This window comes from Synechococcus sp. CS-197 (assembly GCF_025128215.1).
Classification (GTDB): domain Bacteria; phylum Cyanobacteriota; class Cyanobacteriia; order PCC-6307; family Cyanobiaceae; genus Synechococcus_C.
Genome location: NZ_JAHLZC010000017.1, coordinates 164,424 through 187,757, shown reverse-complemented (window position 1 = coordinate 187,757; position 23,334 = coordinate 164,424). Strand labels below are relative to the sequence as shown.

The following is a 23,334-nucleotide window of genomic DNA, read 5'->3' as shown; positions in this document are numbered from 1 at the left end:
ATCGGCAACGCCGCTACAGTCCCCCCTATTGCTCTGCCCTGCGCGCGCCATGCCCGAGATGGGTGCTCTGCTTCTAACCACCCCGGCATTGGCAGCTCCTGGTGAGCTGCTCAATCTCTCGCTGAATGCGAGTGCTGTTGCACCAGAGGGTGCGGTTCTGCTCGCCATGCTGGCCACCCTGCTGGTGGATCTGGCCGGCGAAAAGGTCTCCACGCGCTGGGTTCCCCCCATCTGCTACGCGGGGTTGGGGACTGCGCTCCTGCTGCTGGCGCTTCAGTGGAATGCCCCCCTGGAACCCTCCTTCCTCGGCGCCTTCCTTCCCGACCACCTCGCCATCGCCTTCCGGGCGGTCGTGGCGCTTTCCACCCTGCTGTCGCTGATGATCAGCTGGCGGTACGCCGAACAGGGCGGTACCCCCGTTGGTGAGTACGCAGGCATCCTCCTGGCTGCAACCCTCGGCGGAATGCTGCTCTGCGGAGCGACGGATCTGGTGAGCGTGTTCGTGTCGCTGGAAACCCTGTCCGTCGCCAGCTATCTGTTGTCGGGCTACATGAAGCGCGACGCCCGCAGCTCCGAGGCCGCTCTGAAATACCTGTTGGTTGGATCGGCCGCGGCCGCGGTCTTCCTTTATGGCTCCTCCCTGCTCTACGGCCTGAGTGGATCCACCAGCCTGGAAGCGATCGGGCAGGCACTCCTCTCCAGCCCCACCCCGCTGGCCGCCCTGGCCTTGGTGTTTGTCCTGGCCACAGTGGCCTTCAAGATCGCTGCCGTCCCGTTCCACCAATGGACGCCTGATGTCTACGAAGGCTCACCAACGCCTGTGGTCGCCTTCCTCTCCGTGGGTTCAAAGGCTGCTGGCTTCGCCCTTGCCCTGAGGCTGCTGGTGGGATGTTTCGGCAGCTTCGACACGCAGTGGAAACTGCTGTTCACCGTGCTGGCCGTGCTCAGCATGACCCTGGGGAACGTGGTGGCGTTGGCCCAGACTTCGATGAAGCGGATGCTGGCGTACAGCTCCATCGGCCAAGCGGGCTTCGTGATGATCGGCCTGGTGTGCGGCACCGAAGATGGCTTCGCCGCCATGGTTCTGTACACGGCGGCCTACCTGTTCATGAACCTGGGCGCCTTCGCCTGCATCATCCTCTTCTCGATCCGCACAGGCAGCGATCGGATCGCTGATTATGCGGGCCTTTATCAGAAGGATCCACTGATCACGCTCGGACTCAGTTTGTGCCTGCTCTCCCTTGGGGGAATTCCTCCGATGCTCGGCTTTTTCGGCAAGATCTATCTCTTCTTCGCCGGCTGGGCTGACCACCAATACGTGCTTGTGGTGGTTGGTTTGATCACCTCGGTGATCTCGATTTACTACTACATCGGTGTGATCAAGATGATGGTGGTGAAAGAGCCCCAGGAGGCGTCCGACGCTGTGAAGGCCTACCCCCCTGTGCAGTGGTCAACCCTTGGGCTCCCTCCCCTGCGCGTTGCCCTTGTGACCTGTGTTGTTGTGACAGCAGTGGGCGGCATTCTCTCCAATCCCCTGTTCCAGTGGGCCAGTGATGCGGTGGCCGGTACCCCTCTGCTGCAACAGGCGATCGCCAGTGTGAACGGATCATCCCTTGGCTGACACCAGCCCATCCGAACGCAGACCCGTCGCGGAATTGCGGGCTGTCGAGAAGGTGTATGGCTCCGGAGACACCCAGGTGCGTGCGTTGGATGGTCTTGACCTAACGGTGTTGCAGGGGGATTACCTGGCCGTGATGGGTGCCAGCGGATCCGGCAAGAGCACCGCCATGAACATCCTGGGCTGCCTCGATCGGCCCACCAGCGGGTCGTACCGCCTGAATGGCCATGCGGTCGAGCAGCTCGATGATGATGCGCTCGCCGATCTGCGCAATCAGGAACTGGGATTCGTGTTCCAGCAGTTCCACCTCCTTCCCCATGCCACCGCCATGGAGAACGTGATGCTGCCGATGATCTATGCCGGCATTGATGTGAACCAGCGACGGGATCGCGCCCGTGCAGCCCTGGAGCGGGTTGGGCTGGGGGATCGCCTTGAGAACAAACCCAATCAACTGTCTGGAGGTCAGCAGCAGCGGGTGGCCATCGCCCGGGCGATCATCAATCAACCCGCGCTCCTGCTCGCCGATGAGCCGACAGGGGCCCTGGACTCGCGCACCACAGACGACGTTCTCAATCTGTTTGACAGCCTGCACAGCCAGGGCATCACCGTAGTGCTGGTCACCCATGAGGACGATGTGGCCGCCCGCGCTGAGCGCGTGGCCCATTTCCGGGACGGGCAGGTGGAACGCTGGGAGATCCCAGAACCAACAACAGGTCCTGGCCATCACCCCTGATTAAGGTGTGATGGCAACAGAAATGGTTCGCATGGGAGCTGCTCCTGCTCCATCCATCCGCATCCTTCTGGTGGATGACGAAGCCCGATTAACGGACCTTCTCAAGATGGAGCTGGAGGTGGAAGGGTATGACGTAGTTGTGGCCTCCGATGGCGCATCAGGTCTCTTCCATGCCCGCGAAACACCTGGCCCAGATCTGATTGTTTTGGATTGGAATCTGCCCGATTTCAGTGGCATCGACATCTGCCAAAGAATTCGAACCAGTGGTGTCACAACCCCAATCCTGATGCTCACGGGGCATGACGACATCTCCGATCGGGTCACGGCCCTGGATGCGGGCGTGGATGATTACCTCATCAAGCCCTTTTCCATCGAGGAATTGATGGCCAGGTTGCGGGCCATGCAACGCCGCGCGATCACGTTTGCGGCCGTTAACGGTGATGGGCCACAACCAGAAACCCTCAGCGTTGGGAACCTCAGCATGAACACCATCACCAGGGATGTGTACCGCGGTGAACGGATGATTCAGCTCTCAGTCAAGGAGTACGAACTGCTGAATTTCCTGATGCGCGGTCAGGGCAAGGTGTTGGAACGCGCTGCAATCATGCGCGGAGTCTGGGGAGAAAACTTCTATGGCGACGACAACCTTCTCGATGTTTACATCCGCTATCTGAGACAAAAGGTGGAGTCAAAAGACCTTCCCACCTTGATTCACACCGTGCGAGGGGTGGGGTTCATCCTCAGAGAGGAGGCGAGCGCTTCAGGCTCCTGACGCTGAGGCGCCCGGCCTTTCCAAACTGTTCATCAGCTGGCCAACCAGCAACGACACCGCATCGTCCCCCGATGCGGTGAGTGGATTGAGATCGAGATCGCCGGGATCGGTCGCCACCCAACCGTCACCGTCGGGGCGGCGCAGTTCGAAGTGAAGGTGGGGTCCGGTGCTGAGGCCGGTGCTGCCGACACGCCCGATCACTTCACCTTGGCGCACGGCCTCGCCCGCTTTCACATAGATCTCGGAAAGGTGTCCGTAGAGCGTCCGCCGTGACGGATTGCTGTGATCGAGCTCAACAGCGATGCCATATCCGCCCGCAAGGCCACTGCTCAGAACCGTTCCTGACAGGGCTGCCACAACCGGCGTCCCTTCTGGAGCAGCAAAATCCTTGCCTGCATGCATCAGCCATTGCCCCACGATGGGGTGCATGCGCCATCCGAATTCACTGGTAGTGATGGCCGATCCAAGAATGGGGAACAGAAGCTTGCGGTTGCCGTTGCCAGGGATCGCAGCCGGACGGGGAGATACCGCAAACACTGATTCAAGGCGGAAGCCAGCCGTTGAGCCAGCAAGCAGCGCTGACACCGGAACGGAGATGGGCGGCAGCGGGCGACCATCCGCACTGCGCCGTCCCAAACCACTGAAGCGTCCATCACGTCCGTTGAGCACCACACGGGCACCACGGCGTCGATCTCGACCACGCACAGCCACACCCTCACTGCATTCCTGCTTCGAAAGGGCGCCCGTACGGCAAGCCTGCTGAAAGGCGGGCACATCGATCGGGCGTGTCACGCCCGAGCCCGTTTCGATCTGCCGTCGCTCTTGGGGGGTGATCACACGATTTTGCTCAAGCGCGTCGAGGGAGTGATCAAACGTCAGTGGAGGTGCCACCGGCGTTTCAACCTCGGGTGCCAGCGGCAGCGTGAGAAGGATCGGTGCAGCAAGCCAGCGAAAAGCCAACGGATCGAAGCGATCTCATCGTGCGAGAACTTAGACACTTCTGCCCTGGCTGTCACCCCACCGGGTCCAGCTGCAGGTCCGGTTGCCCTGAGCCAGCAGCAGGCGTCCATCCAGACCCAGCCCCTGAACCTGCCAATCGTCGCCACTGCGGGGGTCGCGCACCCGATCGCTCCAGAGCCGACGCTCCACTTCCCGCACCACAAACGCGGGGTCGCCGGCGAGATCCATCGAGCGGTCGAGGGCCTGCAGCACCGCGCTTTGCCAGCTCCGCAGGCGGCAGCGCCCACGGGGCAACAGCTGCTTCAGGGCCACGGCACCGGAGGGAACGGCATTGCACACATTGAGTCCAATCCCGATGCGGGCTTGCCGGACCCGACTGCCGCGAAACACCAAGGTGGGCAGAATCCCCGCCAGCTTTCTGGAGTGCACCAGCAGGTCGTTGGGCCACTTGATGCACACCGGCACAGCCTGGGCTTCGAGCTGTTCTGCCAGCGCCAGGGCCACCACCAAACCAAACAATCCTGTGGCCTGGATCGGATGGGGCCAGGGCAAGGCCGCACTGAGCCACAGCCCCCCCCGCGGCGCCAGCCACACCCGTCCGTGCTGGCCGTGACTCTGGGTTTGATGGGTGGCGAACACAGCCCGGGGTTGACCACCGCTCCAGGTTTGGCGCTCCAACCAACGCACCAGCTCAAGTTCCGTACTGGTGCAGACCTGCACGTGCCTCAGCCTCCAGTGCGAGCTGCCGCGACGGCGCAGATCCCTGAGAACGGGCGCACCTCCTCGGACCAACGGCCGCATCAGCTCTGGAGCGCCCACCAGGGTGCAAGCCGGTCGACAGCAGCTTCGAGCTCCATCACAGGCCGCACCAGGGCCAGTCGCAGCCAGCCAGCTCCCGCAGTTCCGAAGCCTGACCCAGGGGTGAGCGCTACGCCGCAGTGCTCCAACACTTCAGCGGCCAGCCGTTCATCACTCCAGCCCCGGGAATGAACCCAGGGTGGCAGCGGCATCCACAGATACAGGGCCATGGAGGGCTCAGGCACCGACCAGCCGATCCCTGCCAAGGCGCTCAGCATGCGATCGCGGCGTTGCCGGTAAACAGGGCGCAGGGATCCAGGCCAATCAGCGTGGCGATCCAGCGCCAGCACCGCTCCCTGCTGCAAGGCGCGGCACTGATTGAAATCCACCACTCCTTTGAGTTGACGAAGAGCACTGATCAGCGGTGCAGCCCCCACGGCGAAGGCCAGACGGAATCCCCCTAGACACCAGCCCTTAGAGAGGGAGAAGAACTCGATTCCCCGCTCTTTCCAATGGGGGCAGCGCAGAAGAGCGGGCGCTTCACCCTCGAGCGCCAGATCAACGTAGGGATTGTCATGCGCCAGCACGAGGTCATGGCGATGGCAGTGGGCCATCGCTTCATCAAGCCATGTCTGATCTCCTGTGCAGGCGGTTGGGTTGTGGGGGAAGCCCAGAACCATGAGGCGTAGCTGCCTCCACTGCTCCGTTGTGAGTGCGGAAAAGTCGGGAGCCCATCCCCTCTCAGCCTGAAGCGGCAGGGTGTGAATTCGTGCATCCGCCAGTTCAAGGCCTCCGCGATGGGATGGATAGGAAGGGTCGAGGATCAAGGCGCTGTCGCCAGGATCCAAAACGGCCATCGGCAGATGGGCGGTTCCCTCCTGGGACCCGACCAACAGGAGCACCTCAGTTTCAGCATCCACGGCCACACCAAAGCGACGCTCGCACCAAGCCGCCGCTGCATGGCGAAACGCTTCGGTTCCAGCATGCAGGCAGTAGGACGCGCTGACGGGTTCCTGAAGGGCCGTGGCCATGGCCGCGATCACCTCAGCGGGTGGGGCCAGATCGGTCGACCCCAAGGACAGATCGATCAGCGGCTGCTGGGGATGACGATCACCAAGGCAGTACTGCGCTTTGCGGCGATCATTGCGGTCGAAAACACCACTGCCCAGCCGGGCCAGGCGTTCAGAGGTGAGCATCCAGGAAAGCCTGCAACTGAGGTCGGGCAATGGCCCCCTCGTGACGGGCGATCTCCGCACCATCACGGAAGAGGATCAACGTTGGAATGCCCTGCACCTGGTAGGCATCGCGGGTTGCGGGATTGCCGTCCACTTCCAGCTTTCCCACCTGCAGACGCCCTGCATAGGTTTCGGCCGCCCAGTCCATCAGAGGCACCATGAGACGGCAGGGACCGCACCAGGGCGCCCAGAAATCCACCAAAACTGTTCCGGATGCCTTCAGGACGTCCTGATCAAATCCGGCATCGGTGTAGTCGGAAACAGCAGCAGACACAGCAAGACAACAACACAACCCTGATCCTATGGACAGAAGGGGCTGCTCAGGCGATCAGAGCTTGTCGATGGATCGCCGCAGTTCCTCAAGGTCTTGATCCACCTCGGCAACCTTCACCGGCTGCACCTTGTCATCCGCCTGGGGAAGGGCCACCGCCTCAGGCCCGCCCTGAAGCTGTTGCCGCAACGACGCGAGCTCATCATCCACATCGCTGCCACCTTCCAGGGCGGCGAACTGGCTCTCCAGGTCTGCTCCGGCCAACTCAGCCGCCGCCTGACTGGTGGCTTCCATCGACTGAACCTTGTCTTCCATCCGCTCAAAAGCGGCCATGGCGGAGTTGGTGCCGATGCCATTCACAGCGCTCTGCAGTTGCTGCTGCGCCTGGGCGGCCTGGGCGCGAGCCTTGAGCATGTCCTTTTTGGTGCGCGCCTCAGCGATCTTGCCTTCGAGAGCCACAAGGCTCTTCTTGAGGGTCTCCACCTGCGCCTCCTGGGCCTTCACCTGATTGCTCAGGGAGGTGGCGGTTTCCTGGAAGGTCTTGCGGCGGGTCAGGGCTTCCCTGGCCAGATCCTCCTCGTTCTTCTTCAGCGCCAGTTCAGCCCGCTCGTACCAAGTGCGCGACTGGGTTTCAGCCTGATCGGCCTGATTGCGCAGGCGCTTCTGGCTGGCAATGGCCATGGCGACCGCCTGACGCAGCTTCACCAGGTCAGCCTGCATATCAGCCACCGACTGATCGAGGATCTTGACGGGATCTTCCATGCTGCTAACTGCAGCGTTGGCGTTCGCGCGAACCAGACGGCTCAGCCGATCAAAGAAACCCATGGATCCGGGCTAGCAGTGGTCAGAGGCTAGCGAGAGGGTTCGCCAATCCTCTCTATCGTCACGAGATCGATCTCAGATCGGCCATGGGAAGGGCACCGAAATCGCAGCGACGCCGCTTCGGCAAGGGTGAGCTCTTGATGCCGGCACCCCCTGAGCCGGCCCAGTCGATCCGGGGATGCCTGGACCGACTGAACCAGCAATGGCGTCAGGACGGTTCGATGGCAGCGCTATGGCAGGACTGGCCGAAACTGGCAGGCCCCTCCCTGGCGGAACACTGCCGGCCCCTCACCCTGAGACAAGGGGTGCTCAGCGTGGGAGCCAGCCACCCCCAGTGGCGCCAGGCTCTGCTCTACAGCAAGCTTCAACTCCTTGCTGCCATCCGCGGCGCCGGGCACCCCGTGCGCGATCTGCGCATCCTCCAGCACCACACGGCCCGCCGCACTGCTCACGGGGACCCTCTCGACGAGTGGAACCGCCATCCCAGCCGATCGGATGTGCATGGAATGGCCACCTGCCCGCGCTGCGGATCACCGGCTCCGATGGGAGAGATGGCCTACTGGGGGCACTGCAGCTTCTGCAGAAGCGCTGACCTGGGCGCGCAGGTGGCCAACGGCGCTGATCAGTAGCGCTCTGGCCTTGGATCCCTCCAGGTGAGGTCGACCCCACGCGCCCGCAGCGCTGCAGAGCGCTGCTCAAGCCGGCTGCGATCCACGCGCCAGAGCGAATAGATCCCCGAGCGGCTCAGGATCTCAGGAGCCAAACCCTGCCAGTGATCCCGATCGGCGGTGCGTTCATCAATCACCACCAGCACTGTGTCTGAACTGTTGGGATCGTTAAGGGGGATGCCTTGAAATCCCTGGCGCTGCTCATGGCTGAGTCGATCCGCCAGATTCACCAGTGCCGATTTCGATTTGCCCTCGTAGAGCACCACTTGACGGGTATAAAAGTGCAGTGAGGGTTTGAGAACGCCGATCATCGCCACGGGTTCCCCGGGTCGCCGTTGGCTCGCCACCGTTCCAGCCACCTGGCGGACGGGACGCTGGCGCACGCGATCGCCGAGTTCGATCATCGGCAGGAGCGCGACAAGCTGAAAAACCACCAATGGACCCTGCACAGCGAGCAGGCGGCCATCGGTGGTCCGCAGCAAGGTGATCAGGCCAAGCAAGGCCGCCACCGTGAAGCAAACAGCCGCCCTGAGCACCAAACCACTGGCCAGGAGCTCAGCGGGAAGCGTGGGCATCTCCGGATCCTGAATCAATGGAATCCAGAGGGGCGACACCCAGAGACCCGCCGCAAGCACGGCGGTGAGCATCAGGGTGAACAACCACATCCACAGAAGCAGTGGACGCTTCCTGAGTGAGGGTGCCTGGGCCGTCAGGGCGATCACCAGGGCAGCGGCGGGAGTGGCCGGCAGCCAATAGCTGGGCAGTTTGGTCGCCGCCAGGGTGAACAGAATCAACACTGACAACACCCAGCAAGCCGCGAAATCGCGCAGGCTCTGCGCAGCTGGCATCTGCAGGCGGGATCCTCCGCCCCGAAACGCGCCCAGGCAGCGGGCAAGGCCGAGCAGGAGCAGGGGCGTGAACGGGAGCGACGCCACCACAAGCACCGGGCCAAAAAACCACCAGGGCTGGAGATGGTCATTGACCACGCTCGTGAGGCGTTGAAGGTTGTGATAACCAAAGAAGCTGTCCCAGAAGGGCTGGCCCTCCACCACCAGCTCGGCCACATACCAGGGCAGGCTGAGCGCAGCGGTGATCAGCAAGCCGGGGATGGGGCGCAGGAGCCGCCATAGTCCGGAAAGATCCCTGCGAATCAGGGCATAGAGGCTCAGGGTGATCCCGGTAAGCACCACCGCCACGGGCCCTTTGGTGAGCACCGCAAGCGCCAGCAGAACCCAAGCGAGCCACCAGCGCCGGGTGGACCCACTCGCGTAGCAACGCCACTGGCAAAGCAAGCTGAGGCTCAGGGTGCCACTGAGCAGGGCGTCGCTCACAGCGGTGCGGCTCCAGATCAACACCAGAGGGGAGAGCGCAAAGGCCAACGCAGCAGCCACCGCCGTCCGCCGCGGGTGCGCATCACCGGCAAGCGGGTAGCGAAGCAACGTGTCACCCAGCATGAGCATCGACGCCATCGACGCCAGGGCCGAGGGCAAGCGCGCAGCCCAGGTGCCGAGGGGGTCCCATGACGCCGAACCCGGCAGGCTGTAGGTCAGCCCCATCAGCCAATACACCAGGGGCGGCTTATCAAAACGCGGTAGGCCGTTCACCCGGGGGGTCAACCAGTCGCCGGTCTCGGCCATGGCGCGACCGGATGCCGCGAAGAGAGGTGGCGTTTCATCAACCAATCCAGTGCTTCCCAGCTGCCAGATGAAGATCACCACAGCCAGCGCGAGGATGCACCAGAGCCCTCGGCGCCGCACCTGGGGCGAGAGCTCAATCGTTTGAAGCCGATCCGCTGTCATCGGACGATGGTGCCATCCATCGGCGACAGACCCCGGCGAATCCAGGTTTCCACGCGCATCGCGAGAGCGTCCTGACTCGCCCATTGTTCCGCCCAGCCACGACAGGCCCGTCGATCGATGGCAGCAACCCGTTGCGTGGCGCGGGTCAGGGCGTCGCGGTCGTCGGGGGGGACAAGCCAGCCCGTCACGCCGTTTTGAACGATCTCCCCGGGACCTCCGCGGTCGTAAGCCACCACTGGCACGCCACAGGCCAGAGCTTCCACCACCACATTCCCGTAGGCCTCATTCCATTTGGGCGTGTTGAGAAGCGCCCGGCAGGCCCCAAGCTCCCGCTGAAGCTCCGCAGTGGGCTTGAAGCCGCACCACTCGATCGTGCCCTGCGGCACTTCGGCCTCAACACGCTGGGCGTAGGCGTGGTCTTCCACCAGACCCCAAACCCGCAGCGTTTCCCCGAGAGCCGCAGCCACGGCCGCTGCATCCTCCAGCCCCTTTTCCGGTGCGACCCGACCGGCCCACCCCAATGGACCCGATGGTGCGAGCTGAAGGTCATAGCGAGACAAATCAAACCCGTTACCCACCACCTCTGGCGGAGCGACCAGGTCGAAATCCTGGGCCTGACGGCAGGTGTGAAACGCGAGCCGGCGCTGATCCCAACGGGCCACCGCCGCCACAGCGCGATCCATCACCTGCGAAACCGACCCCATGCTCACCAAGTGGAACAGGGCCGCAGGGGCATGGGGCGTCAGCCAGAGGGGAAGCCAGTCGTAACCGAAATTGAGCACGGCATCAGCCTGGGAGCCCAGATCCAGGGCACGCTCCCAAAGGCGGGGGAGCACCCCGTCATCGGGGATCTGCATCGGTGCGCCACGGTCGGCATGCTGCCAGCTCGGCTGATCCACTCCCTTGCAGGGATGAACCTGCACCGTGTCATCAAGCACTGGCGAGCGCGACCCCTCCGGTGCCACAAGCGACAGCTGATGGCCGCGGCCCACCAGGCCACGCAGCACCGAGCTGAGGGTGAGTTCAACGCCTCCACCGCGCCCGCTGCCGAGCTGACCAATCGGAGTGCTGACCAGCACCAGATGCAGGGGACGCTCCGTCATGCCTTCAAGTCTCCGGGCTGGGGCGCAGCGGCGCGCAGCAGCGGATCCCAGAGCTTCTGCCGCTGACTGACCAACAGCACGGACGCCAACACGAGCAACACGGCAAGCCATTGCAGGCCCGCCAGGCGTTCTCCAAGCAGCACCCCCCCTGAAGCGAGGGCAAACACAGGGGTGAGGAAGCCCAGGGTGGTGAATCCGGTGAGATCCTCACGGTTGGCGAACCAGAAGAACAGGCCGTAGGCCAAGGCACTGCCAAGGATGGAGGCATAGGCCATTTGAGCCCAGTCCAGGCCGGTCCAGGGAGGGAGCATGGAGGTGGCCGGATCGAGTCCGTGCCAGATCAGCAAGGGAATGCCCCCGGCCACCATGTGCCAGCCGGTCACGGCCACTGGATCACTGCGACGGCAAGCAAAGCGGCTGATCACTGTGCCCAGGGCCATGGTGAGAGCAGCCAGCAACATCCAGCCGGTCCCGGACTGCCATCCGGACTCCCAGGACGCCAGGTCGGCCTCCAGCCACCAGTGGTTGAGCAAGGGAGCGGGGACCCCGAGGCAAACGATTCCGGCCAGTCCCAGCGCCAAGCCGAGCCAACCGAACGGATTGATGGATTCGGCAAACAGCCAGCGCGCCAGCAGCGCCACGATCAAGGGCTGGGAATCAATCAACACCGACCCGAGCCCTGCACCTGTGCCTTCGATTCCCTTGGCGAGAAAGATCTGAAACAAGAAGGCGTCCACGAGGGTGAACAGCACAAACCAGCCGCGATCGCCAGGGTCGATGCGCAGAGAACGACCAAGCCACGGCACGGCAATCAGCAGAACAGCACCAGCTGGAAGAAGCCTGAGACAGGCCACCAGCGCTGGCCCTCCGGAATGCACCAGGGGAGCCATTGCAGCCATGGCCGTCCCCCACAAGGCGAAGGGCAGAACCATCAACAGCCCGCGCTGCAGGGAGGACATGAATTCGGGCCGACAGGGTCCTTTTTAAGATCCGGCGAGTTGAACGGAGAGTCATGGTGTGGCCGTGGCGCCGGAAATCCAGACGTCGCATGGCGAGAATCGCCATCGAAGGAGCCATTAGCGGGTCCACCCGCCGACGGGTTCTCAAGGCGCTCCGCGAGGTGCAGGAGCGGGAGTTTCCTGCCTTGCTGCTGCGCATCGACAGCCCCGGAGGCACGGTTGGCGACAGCCAGGAAATCCATGCCGCCCTGCTGAGATTGCGCGCCAAAGGCTGCCGGGTGGTGGCCAGTTTCGGCAACATCTCCGCCTCCGGTGGGGTGTACGTGGGCGTCGCAGCCGAAACGATCGTGGCCAATCCCGGCACCATCACGGGATCGATCGGCGTGATCCTGCGCGGCAACAATCTGTCGGAGCTCCTGAACAAGATCGGGATCCGCTTCGAAACCGTGAAAAGTGGTGCCTACAAAGACATCCTTTCGCCGGATCGGGCCCTCAGTGCCGATGAGCGGCAGCTGCTGCAAGACCTGATCGACAGCAGCTACGACCAGTTCGTCGCGGCCGTTGCTGAGGGCCGCGGCCTGGAGCCCGATGCGGTGAAGGCGTTTGCCGACGGCCGGGTCTTCAGCGGTGCGCAAGCCAAGGAGCTTGGCCTGGTGGATGAGCTTGGCGATGAAGAGCAGGCCAGGGTTCTGGCGGCCCGACTGGCCGATCTAGATGAGGAACGCTGCAAGCCCGTGACCCTCGGGAAGCCGCGCAAAAGCCTGCTCCAGGGACTCCCGGGCTCCGCATTGCTCAGCGCCGTCCAGCAACGGCTGAGTGCGGAGTTGGAGCTGAGTGGTCAACTCCTTTGGATGCACCGGTCATGACCCTTCCCCTGCAGCTGCGCGGCCTGCGCGGAGCCACCACCAGTTCAGACAACACAGCCGCCTCCATCAGCGACGCCGTGGCTGAACTGGTGGATGCCCTGATGGAGCAGAACCAGCTGCAACCCGATCAACTCGTCTCGGTGACGTTCTCGGTGACGACTGATCTCGATGCCTGTTTCCCGGCCGCAACGGCTCGGCATCGTGCCGGTTGGGACACCGTCGCCTTGCTCGATGTGCAGCAGATGGCGGTTCATGGCGATCTCGCTCGCTGCATCCGCTTGCTGGCTCACGCCTGGCTTCCAGGGGATCAGCCACTCCATCACCCCTATCTGCGCGGCGCGGCGCGCCTGCGGCCTGACAGATCCGGTCACAGCTGACAGCTGAAGGGCCGACCCTTGAGGGGCCGATCAACGCGCAATTCTCAGGACAATTCACACACGTCCCACGGCGACATCGCCTTAAGCCATCCGATTCCATGACTCGAAGCCTGTTCCGACTCACCCCCCGCCGTGCTGGTGTCGCCGCCGCACTCGTTGCCGGCTCAATCGGCACTGCAAGCCTTCTGCTCCCTGCCGCACCTCCAGCCGCACGGGCCCAGAACACCCCATCACTGCTTGAATTTCGCTGGGATGGCTCGAAGGATTACAAGAAGCTCTACTTCGTGCAGAGCAGCACGCAGCAACTCGAGCGGGCCGAGTACTTCTTCATGCTGAGGCCGAAGGATCGCAAGACCGCCATCCTCAAGCTGAGCATCACGGTGCCGAGCTATTTCAACGCCCGGATTCAGCCCAAGAACCTCTCGCTCTGCAAGATGAAGCTTGGCGGTGTTCTCTCCCGCAGCCGTTGCAAAGAGGTGCTGCCCGCTGTGTTCGAGGTGAACGAAAAGCAAACCGCGATTGAGGTGTTCCCCGATTCCCCGATCCCCACAGGAGGCACCTACGCCGTGGTGATGAACATCTTCAATCCCAACTCCCAGGGCATGTATCAGTTCAACGCGCTGGCCCAGGCCCCTGGTGATGTGCCCGTGGCCGGCTATCTCGGCAGCTGGTTGATCGATATCGACTGAGCCCTCCCTGATAAACTCTCCTCTTGAGAAAAAGCCGGACGCCGGAACAGATTCATGACGAAAAGAACCCTCGGTGGTACGAGCCGTAAGCGCAAGCGCGTTTCCGGGTTCCGCGTGCGCATGCGTTCGCATACCGGCCGCCGCGTGATCCGCACCCGCCGCAAGCGTGGTCGCAGTCGCCTGGCCGTCTGACCCGGCTCCAGCACACTGTTAGCGATGGTTCTGCCCGCTTCCATGCGTTTGCGTGGCCATCGCTGCTTTGACCACTTGCACAGGCGTGGCAAGCGTTATTACGGCACCTGGATGGTGCTGCGCAAAGCGCCCAGCAACGCAAAACTGCTCCGTCGCGACATCCACGGGCTGTTGACGCAGACGCAGCCTCACAGCTGCAGGATCGCTGTGGTGATCAGCGGCAAGGTGCACAAACGTGCGGTCGTGCGCAACCGTCTCCGGCGTCTGCTGCACGACCACCTTCGCCTGCGTTTCGAAGCGCGCTCAACCCACAGCGATGTGTGGCTGCTGATCAGTCTTCGGCCCGGCGCTGACGCCGATGAAGCCAACTTGCTGGAAGAATGCGACAGATTGCTTGAAGAGGCGGGCCTCCAGCCATGACGAAGTCCATTCAGGAAGACACCTTCTACGAAGGAGGTCCAGCCAAGGGGGACCTGATCATCAACCTTCTCCTTGGTTTCACGCTCATCGGCCTCCCCTTCACCATCGGGGCTGTTGTGCGGGCCCTCTGGCTCCGCTTCAACATCACAAGCCGCAGAGTCTCTGTGAGTGGGGGCTGGATGGGGCGTGATCGCAGCCAGGTGGTTTACAGCCAGATCAGCGAAGTGCGTTGCGTGCCCAGAGGATTTGGCGCCTGGGGAGACATGGTGCTGGTGCTCACCGATGGCTCAAGGCTGGAAATGCGCTCGCTGCCTCGCTTCCGAGAGGTCGAGACCTACATCCTGGAGCGCATCCAATCCCGTCCCACGGGCAACAAGCCCAGCCAGGCTGGGCTCGACGACTCCTCAAGCAAGGGTTTCGCTGCCTGACGCCCGGCAGCACCGCAAAAGCGGCGACGCTGTTGCACACTGGCATCACCTTTCACCACACCGCGGAACGCCATCGTGATCGGATACATCTCCGACAATCTGCTCCTGCCAATCCTGGATTTCTTCTATGGATTGGTTCCGAGCTACGGACTGGCCATCGTGGCGCTGACGGTTGTCATTCGCCTGGCACTGTTCCCGCTCAGCGCTGGTTCCATTCGCAGCGCCCGGCGCATGCGCATTGCCCAGCCGGTGATGCAGAAACGCCAAGCCGAAATCAAGGCCCGTTTTGCCAGCAACCCTCAGAAGCAACAGGAGGAACTGGGAAAACTGATGAAGGAATTCGGCAGCCCGTTGGCCGGCTGTCTGCCTCTGTTGGTGCAGATGCCGATCCTCTTCGCCCTGTTCGCCACCCTGCGGGGATCACCGTTCGCCGACGTCCCCTACACCCTCAATCTCAAGGTGTTGCCTGCCGAGCAGATCGCCGCCGTTGATCCCAAACCGTTCAACAGCGCCAGTCACTCGATTTTCGTGACGGAAACCGATCACGTGCCCGTGATTGCCAGCCTCCCCGGTGGCACCAAGATCGGCGCCGGAGAGAACGTCCAGATTCAGCTCCAAACAAAAAGCGGAGAACCCTTCAGCAACGTTCTCAGCGACGTGGAGAACGGTCAGTCCTTCCTTCCCAGCTGGTCGGTGACCAAAGGGGAATCGGTGGTGTCCGTCTCTGAGGACGGCACCATCCAGGCCTTGGCCCCGGGGGATGCCACGGTTGAGGGCAAGATCCCAGGACTGGCAGCACGCAGCGGCTTTCTGTTCATCAAGGCCCTTGGCCAAGTGGGCTTCTACACCGAAGGATCCATCAACTGGGACATCGCCATCCTCGTGGGTGCCTTCGGCTTGAGCCTCTTCATCTCCCAGCTCCTGTCGGGCATGGGCATGCCGGCCAACCCCCAGCAAGCCACGGCCAACAAGATCACGCCTGTGATGATCACTGGCATGTTTCTGTTCTTCCCACTGCCGGCCGGCGTTTTGCTCTACATGGTGATCGCCAATATCTTCCAGGCCCTGCAGACCTTCCTGCTCACCCGCGAAGCACTTCCCGACAACCTGCAAGCGATCCTGGATGACCAGATGAAACAGCAGGCCCAGACCCCTGCTACCGCCACGGCCGGTGGTGGATCCCAGGCCGGCCGCCTGCCCTTTGAACCCAAAGGCGGAAACAAATGATTCCCGGCCTGGAGCCGGTGGCGTTGCGAGAGCTCCAGGCCCTGGGTCAACCCAGGGTTTGGGAGGTGGATGGAACCCACGACGAGCTTGCAAGCCTCACACCGATCCGCGGGCGCGTCTGCGCCGAACACCGCGGCAACATCCTTGAGGTTGAAGGGTCCCTGAGCACCATCATTTGCTTGCGCTGTGACCGCTGCCTTGGTCACTTCAATCAGGAACTCAACGTCGAGAATCGCGAACTGATCTGGCTTGGTTCGGATCCCTCCGATGCCAACGTCAGCACTCCAGAGTTGGATGCGGCAGTCCCCGAAGGCCTGATGGAGTGTTTGGACCCACGGGGGCGTTTCGAGCCTGAACGCTGGGTGTTTGAGCAACTGAGTCTGCAGATGTCGGTGGTCAACTTCTGCGGAGATCACTGCCCAGGCCCCCCCCTGCAGACCAGCACCCCAGCAGCCTCCACACCACCAACGCCACTGAAGGATCCCCGTTGGCAGGCTTTGCGGGATCTTCAGGCTTCCATGCAGCCACCGTCCGACCAACCCGATGACTGAATCCTGGAGCCGTCAGCTGGATCTCCTGATCCGCTCGGGAACCCCCCTGATCTGGATCCGCAGCCACGAGGAAGAAAGGGTGGAGGCCCTCCTGGCCCAGGCCAGTGACCGTCTCGGCGACCGTTTGCTGGCGCGCTGGGATTTTGTTGGCGGTCTTCGCGGTGCTCTCGGCCAGGAGGCCCTGGGGGCTCGGCAGCCGATGGCGGTTCTGCAGTGGTTAAAGGAACGGTCGAGCAACGACCCCACCCTGCTGCTGCTCAAGGATGTGCATCGGTTCTGTGATGACCCGGGCATCGCACGCATGCTGCGCAATCTGGCCAGCGAGCTGCGATCCACCCCCCACACCTTGATCCTGAGCTGCGGCCAGTGGACGCCCCCTGCCGACCTCGACGAAGCGCTCACCCTTCTCGATCTGCCCCTGCCTCGGGAGGAGGAATTGCGGACGCTGCTGAGCAACATCGCCAGAGCCAGTGGGTCTGTCCTCGAGGAGGACGTGCTGGAGGAGCTCACCCACGCCTGCTGCGGACTCAGCGAAGCCAGGGTGAGGCATGTGGCCGCCAAGGCCCTGGCCCAGCGGGGCTGCCTCAGCCGCGACGATCTGAGCGATGTGCTCGAGGAGAAACGCCTGTCTCTGGCCCGCAGCGAGGTGCTGGAGTTTTGCCGCACGGATGCCACGCCCGCGGATATCGGTGGGCTGGAAACCCTGAAGCACTGGCTCGATCAGCGGCACCGCGCCTTCAGCGACGAGGCACGGCGTTTCGGGCTGCCCCTGCCGCGCGGTGTGCTGCTGGTGGGTCCCCAGGGAACGGGAAAATCACTCACCGCCCGAGCCATTGCCCACAGCTGGTCGATGCCCCTGCTGCGGCTGGATGTGGGCCGTTTGTTCTCAGGGCTGGTTGGGGCCAGCGAGGCACGCACGCGCGACATGATTTTGCGCGCCGAAGCCATGGCGCCCTGTGTGCTGTGGATTGATGAAATCGACAAGGGCTTCGGCCAGGACAGCCGCAGCGACGGCGGCACCAGTCAGAGGGTTCTGGCCACGGTGCTCACCTGGATGGCCGAGAAACGCTCCGCTGTGTTTGTGGTGGCCACGGCCAACGGTGTGGAGCGCCTGCCCCCCGAACTGCTGCGAAAGGGTCGCTTTGACGAGATCTTCCTTCTCGACCTGCCATCGCGAGAGGAGCGCTGCGGCATCCTCAGCCTCCATCTCCAGCGCAGACGGCCGCAACTCGATCTGCCCCTGTCCACCGTGGTGGACCGCACGGAGAGCTATTCCGGCGCCGAGCTCGAGCAGGTGGTCATCGAAGCGATGCACCTCGCCTTTGCGGAGCGCCGGGAGCTCAACGAAAGCGATCTGATCAAGGCTGCATCCCAGCTGGTGCCCCTGGCGCGCACGGCCCGCGAACAGCTCGACGCCCTGAAGCAGTGGGCCAGCGCAGGCCGTGCCAGGCCCGCTTCATTGCGGCAAGTAACGAACCCTGACGCGCCGTAACGAATCCAGGGGTGTCGTCGAGACGACATCGAACAAGCTCCGTAGGTTGCCGGGACTACAGAAAATTCGGCTGTGAACCGTACCACTGACCTCACCACCCAACTCGCCGCCGCCTGCCTTGGCGCTGGAGTGATCACCACTGTTGCCGTGGTGCAAGGCCAGAATCCGATCACCGCCCTCGGCATCACTCTGTTCTCCGCCGTGGCGGCTGTGATGGTCGGCCAGGTTCTCTGACTCAGCCGAAGCTCTGAAGGCGGACGCTTAGGCTGCCCGCGCCATCATTGAAATCCCTGTGCTCGATCAGCGTCTGGTGCGAGAGAACCCTGAGCTGATGGCTAGGGAGCTTGCTCGCCGCGGCTTGACGGTTGATCTCAACAGCCTGCAAGCCCTGGCCCAACAGCAGCGCGACCTCGAGGAGCAGCGCAGCAGCCTGCAAGCCGAAGGCAACCGTGTGGGCAAGGAGGTTGGCCTCAAGATCAAGGCAGGGGCGGATCCGAAGGGCAGCGACGTGGCTGAGCTGCGTCAGCAGGGCAACGCCATCAAACAAAAGGTGGCCGTGCTGGAGGACGAGGAACGTCAACTGGCCGCCGAGCTGAAGACCCAGCTGCTCACCTTTCCCAATCTCCCCTCGCCCGCCTGTCCGGACGGCCGGGACGAGAACGACAACATCGAGGTCCGCAGCTGGGGAGACCCACGCCGCCAGGAGGGGCTGGATGAGCACTGGGCCATTGCCGATCGCCTGGGCCTGCTCGACAGTGAACGCTCGGTGCGGATCGCGCAGAGCCGTTTTGTGACGTTGTTCGGGCAGGGTGCGCGCCTGGAGCGAGCCCTGATCAACTTCATGCTGGATCTCCACACCGGCAAGGGCTATCGCGAAGTTCTGCCTCCGGTGCTCGTGAACAGCGCCAGCCTCACGGGTTCAGGCCAACTGCCCAAATTCGCTGAGGAAAGCTTTCGTTGCGCGGACGACGACCTTTGGCTCACCCCCACAGCCGAGGTACCGCTGACCTCGCTGCACCGCGATGAAATCATTCCGCTCGATCAACTGCCCCTGCGTTACGTGGCCTACAGCCCCTGCTTCCGGCGGGAAGCGGGCAGCTACGGGCGCGACACCCGGGGCCTGATCCGCCTGCATCAGTTCAACAAAGTTGAGCTGTATTGGTTTGTGCATCCCGACCACGCCGACGAGGCGCATGCGGCAATCACCGCCGATGCCGAAGCCGTTCTTCAGGCGCTCGAGCTGCCTTACCGGGTGCTCGAGCTCTGCACCGGTGATCTGGGGTTCTCCGCAGCGCGCACCTACGACCTGGAAGTGTGGCTTGCAGGGGCCGGGGCCTACCGGGAAATCTCCAGTTGCAGCGTTTGCGGCGATTTCCAGGCGCGGCGCTCATCCATCCGCACCAAAGACGGCAAGACCACCCGGCTTGTGCACACCCTCAACGGAAGCGGCCTAGCCATCGGCCGCACCATGGCTGCCCTGCTGGAGAACGGTCAGCAGGCTGATGGCAGTGTTCTCCTGCCCCAGGCGCTCGTGCCTTACTTCGGTTCGGATCGTCTCCAGCCAGAATGATCCGACTGCGTGAATCCTCATGAACGTTCTGGCCTCACTGCTCGCTCTGGGGCTCCTGATCGTGATTCATGAGGCAGGTCATTTTCTGGCCGCCCGCCTGCAAGGCATCCGCGTGAACGGCTTTTCTGTGGGCTTCGGGCCAGCGCTGCTCAAAACCGAGCGCAACGGCGTTACCTATGCCCTGCGGTTGCTGCCCCTTGGCGGTTTCGTCTCCTTCCCCGATGACGACGACGACAACGATCAATCCATTCCTTTGGATGATCCGGATTTGTTGCGCAACCGTCCGATCCCCCAACGCGTGCTCGTGATCAGTGCCGGGGTGTTGGCGAATCTGCTGTTGGCCTGGCTGGTGCTGGTGGGCCATACGGCCGCGGCCGGTGTTCCCGGTGATCCAGCTCCCGGCGTGGTGGTGATGACGGTGCAGGACGGCGCTCCAGCCGCTCAAGCCGGACTGAGACCAGGAGATCGCATTCTCTCCATCGATGCCCAAACCCTCGGCAGCGGAGAGTCAGCGGTTCGGGCCGCCGTTGAACCGATCCGCCGCAGCCCCGGCCAGAAGCTTGAACTCGAGGTTCAGCGCGGTGAGGCTGTCAGCACCCTGCGGCTCACCCCCGCTGACCAGCAGGGCACCGGTCGGATCGGCGCCCAGCTGCAGGTGGCGATGGGTGGTGGAAGCCGTCCGGTGCGCTCTCCCTTGGAAGCGATCAGCGCTGGCAGCAGGCAATTCGCCAGTCTGTTCAGCCGAACGGTGTCGGGCTACGCCAGTTTGTTCACCGATTTCAGCTCCACCGCCCAGCAGGTGTCTGGGCCCGTGAAGATCGTGGAGATGGGGGCACAACTCTCCAGCCAGGGAGGGTCTGGCCTGGCCCTGTTCCTGGCTCTGATCTCCATCAATCTTGGTGTCCTCAACGCCCTGCCCCTTCCCCTTCTTGATGGCGGACAACTGGTTTTCCTTCTGCTGGAGGGTCTGCGGGGACGGCCGCTGCCCGAACGCTTCCAACTGGCAGTGATGCAATCCAGCCTGCTGCTCGTGCTCGGCCTGAGCGTGCTGTTGATCGTGCGTGACACCAGCCAGCTGACGGTGGTGCGCCAATTGATGGGCCAATGAAGCAGTAAAGTTTCAGATTGAACTGCTCTTTTCCCACCGCTGCATGGCCAAGAAGTCGATGATCGCTCGCGATGCGAAGCGCAAGAAGATGGTTGAGCGCTTTGCCGCCAAGCGGTCGGCCCTGATGGCCGCCTTCAATGCAGCGGAGGATCCCATGGAGCGTCTGGAAATCCACCGCAAGATCCAGGGCCTGCCCCGGAACAGTGCTCCCACCCGCATGAGGAATCGTTGCTGGGCCACCGGCAAGCCCCGGGGCGTGTATCGCGATTTCGGGCTGTGCCGCAACCAGCTGCGTGAACGCGCCCACAAAGGCGAGCTCCCCGGCGTGGTGAAGTCCAGCTGGTGATCACCGTTCCGCTGGAACGCCACTCAAAGAGGTTCGGAGGTGATCAATCACCTCCTTTTTTTTGCCTCAACACCGAACAAAACCCATGCGGACTGGCGGGAATTGGCGATTCGTTCCTGCTGAATGCCAGAATCACACTTGACAGAAAGACATAAGCACAAGTGCAAGGTCAGACACAGTCAATCTCCTTCGACGGTCGGGAGATTCGGCTGACCACGGGGCGCTATGCCCCCCAGGCCGGCGGATCCGTGATGATCGAGTGTGGTGACACCTCGGTGCTGGTCACCGCCACCCGTTCCTCAGGCCGGGAAGGCATCGACTTCCTGCCTCTCATCTGCGACTACGAAGAAAGGCTGTACGCCGCAGGACGCATCCCAGGCAGCTTCATGCGCCGGGAAGGCCGTCCCCCCGAGCGGGCCACCCTGATCAGCAGGCTGATCGATCGGCCGATGCGGCCGCTCTTCCCCAGCTGGCTCCGCGATGACCTGCAGATCGTTGCAACCTGCATGTCCCTCGATGAGCGCGTCCCGGCTGATGTGCTGTCAGTCACCGGTGCGTCGATGGCCACCCTGCTGGCCGGCATTCCGTTCTACGGACCGATGGCCGCCGTACGCGTCGGCCTGCTCGGCGACGACTTCGTGCTCAATCCCAGCTACCGCGAAATCGAGCGAGGCGATCTGGATCTGGTGGTGGCAGGCACACCGGAAGGGATCGTGATGGTGGAAGCCGGAGCCAATCAGCTTCCCGAACAGGACGTGATCGAAGCGATCGACTTTGGCTACGAAGCCGTCTGCGAACTGATCAAAGCCCAGGAGTCGATCCTCAAGGACGCGGGGATCGAGCAGGTGAAGCCGGAACAACCTGAAGAAGACTCCACCCTGCCGGTGTATCTGGAGAAGGCATGCACCAAGGCCATCGGCGAAGTGCTCAGCCAATTCGACCAAAGCAAGGCGGATCGTGACAGCAAGCTCGATGCCATCCGCAGCAGCACCGCAGAAACGATCGAAGCTCTGAAAGACAGCGATCCGGTGCGCAAGCTGGTGTCAGCCAACAGCAAAGCGCTTCCCACCAGTTTCAAGGCGCTCACCAAGAAGCTGATGCGCCAGCAGATCGTGAAGGACGGCAAGCGGGTGGATGGCCGCAGCCTGGACCAGGTTCGCCCGATCAGTGCTGCCGCCGGGGTGCTTCCCAAACGCGTGCATGGTTCTGGCCTCTTCCAACGCGGGCTGACCCAGGTGCTCTCCACCGCCACCCTGGGCACCCCCAGTGACGCGCAGGAGATGGATGACCTGAATCCCAGCACTGAAAAAACCTATCTGCATCACTACAACTTCCCCCCCTACTCCGTGGGTGAAACCAAGCCGATGCGCTCACCTGGCCGCAGGGAAATCGGCCATGGCGCCCTGGCAGAGCGCGCCATCCTGCCCGTGCTGCCCGCCAAGGACACCTTCCCTTACGTGGTGCGCGTGGTGAGCGAGGTGTTGAGTTCCAACGGCTCCACCTCCATGGGCTCTGTGTGCGGCAGCACCCTGGCCTTGATGGATGCCGGTGTTCCCCTCAAAGCACCCGTGAGTGGTGCTGCCATGGGACTGATCAAAGAAGGGGATGAGGTGCGGATTCTCACCGACATCCAGGGCATCGAGGATTTCCTCGGCGACATGGACTTCAAGGTGGCCGGCACCGACAAGGGCATCACCGCCCTGCAGATGGACATGAAGATCACCGGGCTGGCGATGGGCACCATTGCCGAGGCCATCAATCAAGCCAGACCGGCACGCCTGCACATCCTCGAAAAGATGATGGAGGCGATCGACACACCGCGCGACGGACTGTCTCCCCATGCCCCGCGTCTGCTGAGCTTCCGGATCGATCCGGAACTGATCGGCACCGTGATCGGTCCGGGCGGCCGCACGATCAAGGGCATCACCGAGCGCACCAACACCAAGATCGACATCGAAGACAGCGGCATCGTGACCATCGCCTCCCACGACGGAGCGGCGGCCGATGAAGCGCAGAAGATCATCGAAGGGCTCACCCGCAAGGTGAATGAAGGCGAAGTCTTCAGCGGTGCGATCACGCGCATCATTCCGATCGGTGCCTTCGTGGAGATCCTTCCGGGCAAGGAGGGCATGATTCACATCTCCCAGCTGTCCGAAGCGCGCGTGGAAAAAGTGGAGGATGTGGTGAAAGTGGGCGACGAGGTCACCGTGCGCGTGCGCGAGATCGACAACCGTGGCCGCATCAACCTCACCCTGCGCGGCGTGCCTCAGAACGGTGAGGAGGCCGAACCCGCACCGGCTCCCACACCGGTCGCCCCTCTCAACTGAGGA

At 63.0% G+C, this 23,334-nt stretch carries 26 protein-coding genes; 18 read left to right on the top strand and 8 right to left on the bottom strand.

Annotated elements, in window-relative coordinates; genetic code table 11:
- Positions 1-49: 49 nt before the first annotated feature.
- Genes KQ296_RS07980 through KQ296_RS07970 form a run of 3 tightly spaced genes read left to right on the top strand, consistent with a single transcriptional unit; the run spans position 50 to position 3,123 of the window.
- Positions 50-1,621, top strand: coding sequence for an NAD(P)H-quinone oxidoreductase subunit N (locus KQ296_RS07980; protein ID WP_011933782.1), 1,572 nt, complete (start codon positions 50-52; stop codon positions 1,619-1,621).
- Positions 1,614-2,351: an ABC transporter ATP-binding protein gene (locus KQ296_RS07975; protein WP_011933783.1), complete on the top strand. Its 738-nt coding sequence runs from the start codon at positions 1,614-1,616 to the stop codon at positions 2,349-2,351. Before KQ296_RS07980 ends, KQ296_RS07975 begins: the two co-directional genes overlap by 8 nt.
- Positions 2,352-2,382: 31 nt before the next feature.
- On the top strand, positions 2,383-3,123 hold the full coding sequence (locus KQ296_RS07970; RefSeq protein WP_011933784.1) for a response regulator transcription factor: 741 nt from the start codon (positions 2,383-2,385) through the stop codon (positions 3,121-3,123).
- On the opposite strand, the gene KQ296_RS07965 is transcribed toward KQ296_RS07970, so the two are convergent.
- From KQ296_RS07965 to KQ296_RS07945, 5 genes are read right to left on the bottom strand one after another with little or no spacing between them, the layout of a single operon-like run.
- On the bottom strand, positions 3,112-4,083 hold the full coding sequence (locus KQ296_RS07965; RefSeq protein ID WP_011933785.1) for a M23 family metallopeptidase: 972 nt from the start codon (positions 4,081-4,083) through the stop codon (positions 3,112-3,114). The genes KQ296_RS07970 and KQ296_RS07965 overlap by 12 nt on opposite strands.
- A 30-nt stretch (positions 4,084-4,113) precedes the next feature.
- Positions 4,114-4,884, bottom strand: a complete 771-nt coding sequence (locus KQ296_RS07960) for a biotin--[acetyl-CoA-carboxylase] ligase (RefSeq protein WP_011933786.1) — start codon at positions 4,882-4,884, stop codon at positions 4,114-4,116.
- Complete coding sequence (locus KQ296_RS07955) at positions 4,884-6,077, bottom strand: aminotransferase class I/II-fold pyridoxal phosphate-dependent enzyme (protein ID WP_011933787.1); 1,194 nt, start codon at positions 6,075-6,077, stop codon at positions 4,884-4,886. The genes KQ296_RS07960 and KQ296_RS07955 overlap by 1 nt, the downstream gene beginning before the upstream one ends.
- Complete coding sequence (trxA, locus tag KQ296_RS07950) at positions 6,064-6,390, bottom strand: thioredoxin (protein ID WP_011933788.1); 327 nt, start codon at positions 6,388-6,390, stop codon at positions 6,064-6,066. Before trxA ends, KQ296_RS07955 begins: the two co-directional genes overlap by 14 nt.
- Before the next feature lie 54 nt (positions 6,391-6,444).
- Positions 6,445-7,212 carry a PspA/IM30 family protein gene (locus KQ296_RS07945; RefSeq protein WP_011933789.1) on the bottom strand — a complete coding sequence of 256 codons (768 nt, stop codon included), beginning with the start codon at positions 7,210-7,212 and terminating at the stop codon, positions 6,445-6,447.
- A gap of 83 nt (positions 7,213-7,295) precedes the next feature.
- On the opposite strand from KQ296_RS07945, the gene KQ296_RS07940 reads away from it, so the two are divergent.
- Entirely contained in the window at positions 7,296-7,838 is a 543-nt protein-coding gene (locus KQ296_RS07940) for a DUF721 domain-containing protein (RefSeq protein WP_011933790.1), read from the top strand.
- Here KQ296_RS07940 and KQ296_RS07935 read toward each other — a convergent pair.
- Genes KQ296_RS07935 through KQ296_RS07925 form a run of 3 tightly spaced genes read right to left on the bottom strand, consistent with a single transcriptional unit; the run spans position 7,832 to position 11,738 of the window.
- On the bottom strand, positions 7,832-9,676 hold the full coding sequence (locus KQ296_RS07935; RefSeq protein ID WP_041428916.1) for a glycosyltransferase family 39 protein: 1,845 nt from the start codon (positions 9,674-9,676) through the stop codon (positions 7,832-7,834). The two genes, KQ296_RS07940 and KQ296_RS07935, sit on opposite strands and share 7 nt — an antisense overlap.
- Positions 9,673-10,779 (bottom strand): glycosyltransferase, encoded by a 1,107-nt coding sequence (locus KQ296_RS07930; protein ID WP_259726433.1) that lies wholly within the window; start codon positions 10,777-10,779, stop codon positions 9,673-9,675. The genes KQ296_RS07935 and KQ296_RS07930 overlap by 4 nt, the downstream gene beginning before the upstream one ends.
- Entirely contained in the window at positions 10,776-11,738 is a 963-nt protein-coding gene (locus KQ296_RS07925) for a DMT family transporter (RefSeq protein ID WP_011933792.1), read from the bottom strand. Before KQ296_RS07925 ends, KQ296_RS07930 begins: the two co-directional genes overlap by 4 nt.
- A gap of 53 nt (positions 11,739-11,791) precedes the next feature.
- On the opposite strand from KQ296_RS07925, the gene sppA reads away from it, so the two are divergent.
- The 14 genes from sppA (at position 11,792) to KQ296_RS07855 (ending at position 23,331) form a co-directional block, all read left to right on the top strand.
- Complete coding sequence (gene sppA / locus KQ296_RS07920; RefSeq protein ID WP_011933793.1) at positions 11,792-12,604, top strand: signal peptide peptidase SppA; 813 nt, start codon at positions 11,792-11,794, stop codon at positions 12,602-12,604.
- A complete protein-coding gene (gene aroH, locus KQ296_RS07915) occupies positions 12,601-12,981 on the top strand; it encodes a chorismate mutase (protein ID WP_011933794.1) in 381 nt (126 codons plus the stop codon). Before sppA ends, aroH begins: the two co-directional genes overlap by 4 nt.
- Before the next feature lie 98 nt (positions 12,982-13,079).
- Positions 13,080-13,670 (top strand): DUF2808 domain-containing protein, encoded by a 591-nt coding sequence (locus KQ296_RS07910; protein ID WP_011933795.1) that lies wholly within the window; start codon positions 13,080-13,082, stop codon positions 13,668-13,670.
- Between the two features lie 54 nt (positions 13,671-13,724).
- Positions 13,725-13,862 (top strand): 50S ribosomal protein L34, encoded by a 138-nt coding sequence (rpmH, locus tag KQ296_RS07905; RefSeq protein ID WP_011128745.1) that lies wholly within the window; start codon positions 13,725-13,727, stop codon positions 13,860-13,862.
- Positions 13,863-13,886: 24 nt separating this feature from the next.
- On the top strand, positions 13,887-14,282 hold the full coding sequence (locus KQ296_RS07900; protein WP_011933796.1) for a ribonuclease P protein component: 396 nt from the start codon (positions 13,887-13,889) through the stop codon (positions 14,280-14,282).
- On the top strand, positions 14,279-14,710 hold the full coding sequence (locus KQ296_RS07895) for a PH domain-containing protein (RefSeq protein ID WP_011933797.1): 432 nt from the start codon (positions 14,279-14,281) through the stop codon (positions 14,708-14,710). Before KQ296_RS07900 ends, KQ296_RS07895 begins: the two co-directional genes overlap by 4 nt.
- 75 nt (positions 14,711-14,785) lie before the next feature.
- Complete coding sequence (gene yidC / locus KQ296_RS07890; RefSeq protein ID WP_011933798.1) at positions 14,786-15,937, top strand: membrane protein insertase YidC; 1,152 nt, start codon at positions 14,786-14,788, stop codon at positions 15,935-15,937.
- Positions 15,934-16,488 carry a DUF177 domain-containing protein gene (locus KQ296_RS07885; RefSeq protein WP_011933799.1) on the top strand — a complete coding sequence of 185 codons (555 nt, stop codon included), beginning with the start codon at positions 15,934-15,936 and terminating at the stop codon, positions 16,486-16,488. Before yidC ends, KQ296_RS07885 begins: the two co-directional genes overlap by 4 nt.
- A complete protein-coding gene (locus tag KQ296_RS07880; protein WP_011933800.1) occupies positions 16,481-17,980 on the top strand; it encodes an AAA family ATPase in 1,500 nt (499 codons plus the stop codon). Before KQ296_RS07885 ends, KQ296_RS07880 begins: the two co-directional genes overlap by 8 nt.
- A gap of 72 nt (positions 17,981-18,052) precedes the next feature.
- Positions 18,053-18,214 (top strand): hypothetical protein, encoded by a 162-nt coding sequence (locus KQ296_RS07875; RefSeq protein ID WP_011933801.1) that lies wholly within the window; start codon positions 18,053-18,055, stop codon positions 18,212-18,214.
- A 58-nt stretch (positions 18,215-18,272) separates the two neighbouring features.
- Positions 18,273-19,550, top strand: coding sequence for a serine--tRNA ligase (serS, locus tag KQ296_RS07870; protein ID WP_011933802.1), 1,278 nt, complete (start codon positions 18,273-18,275; stop codon positions 19,548-19,550).
- A gap of 19 nt (positions 19,551-19,569) precedes the next feature.
- Positions 19,570-20,658, top strand: coding sequence for an RIP metalloprotease RseP (gene rseP, locus KQ296_RS07865; protein WP_011933803.1), 1,089 nt, complete (start codon positions 19,570-19,572; stop codon positions 20,656-20,658).
- A 43-nt stretch (positions 20,659-20,701) separates the two neighbouring features.
- Positions 20,702-21,004 carry a 30S ribosomal protein S14 gene (rpsN, locus tag KQ296_RS07860; protein WP_011933804.1) on the top strand — a complete coding sequence of 101 codons (303 nt, stop codon included), beginning with the start codon at positions 20,702-20,704 and terminating at the stop codon, positions 21,002-21,004.
- Positions 21,005-21,165: 161 nt separating this feature from the next.
- Positions 21,166-23,331, top strand: a complete 2,166-nt coding sequence (locus tag KQ296_RS07855; protein ID WP_011933805.1) for a polyribonucleotide nucleotidyltransferase — start codon at positions 21,166-21,168, stop codon at positions 23,329-23,331.
- Positions 23,332-23,334: the final 3 nt, after the last annotated feature.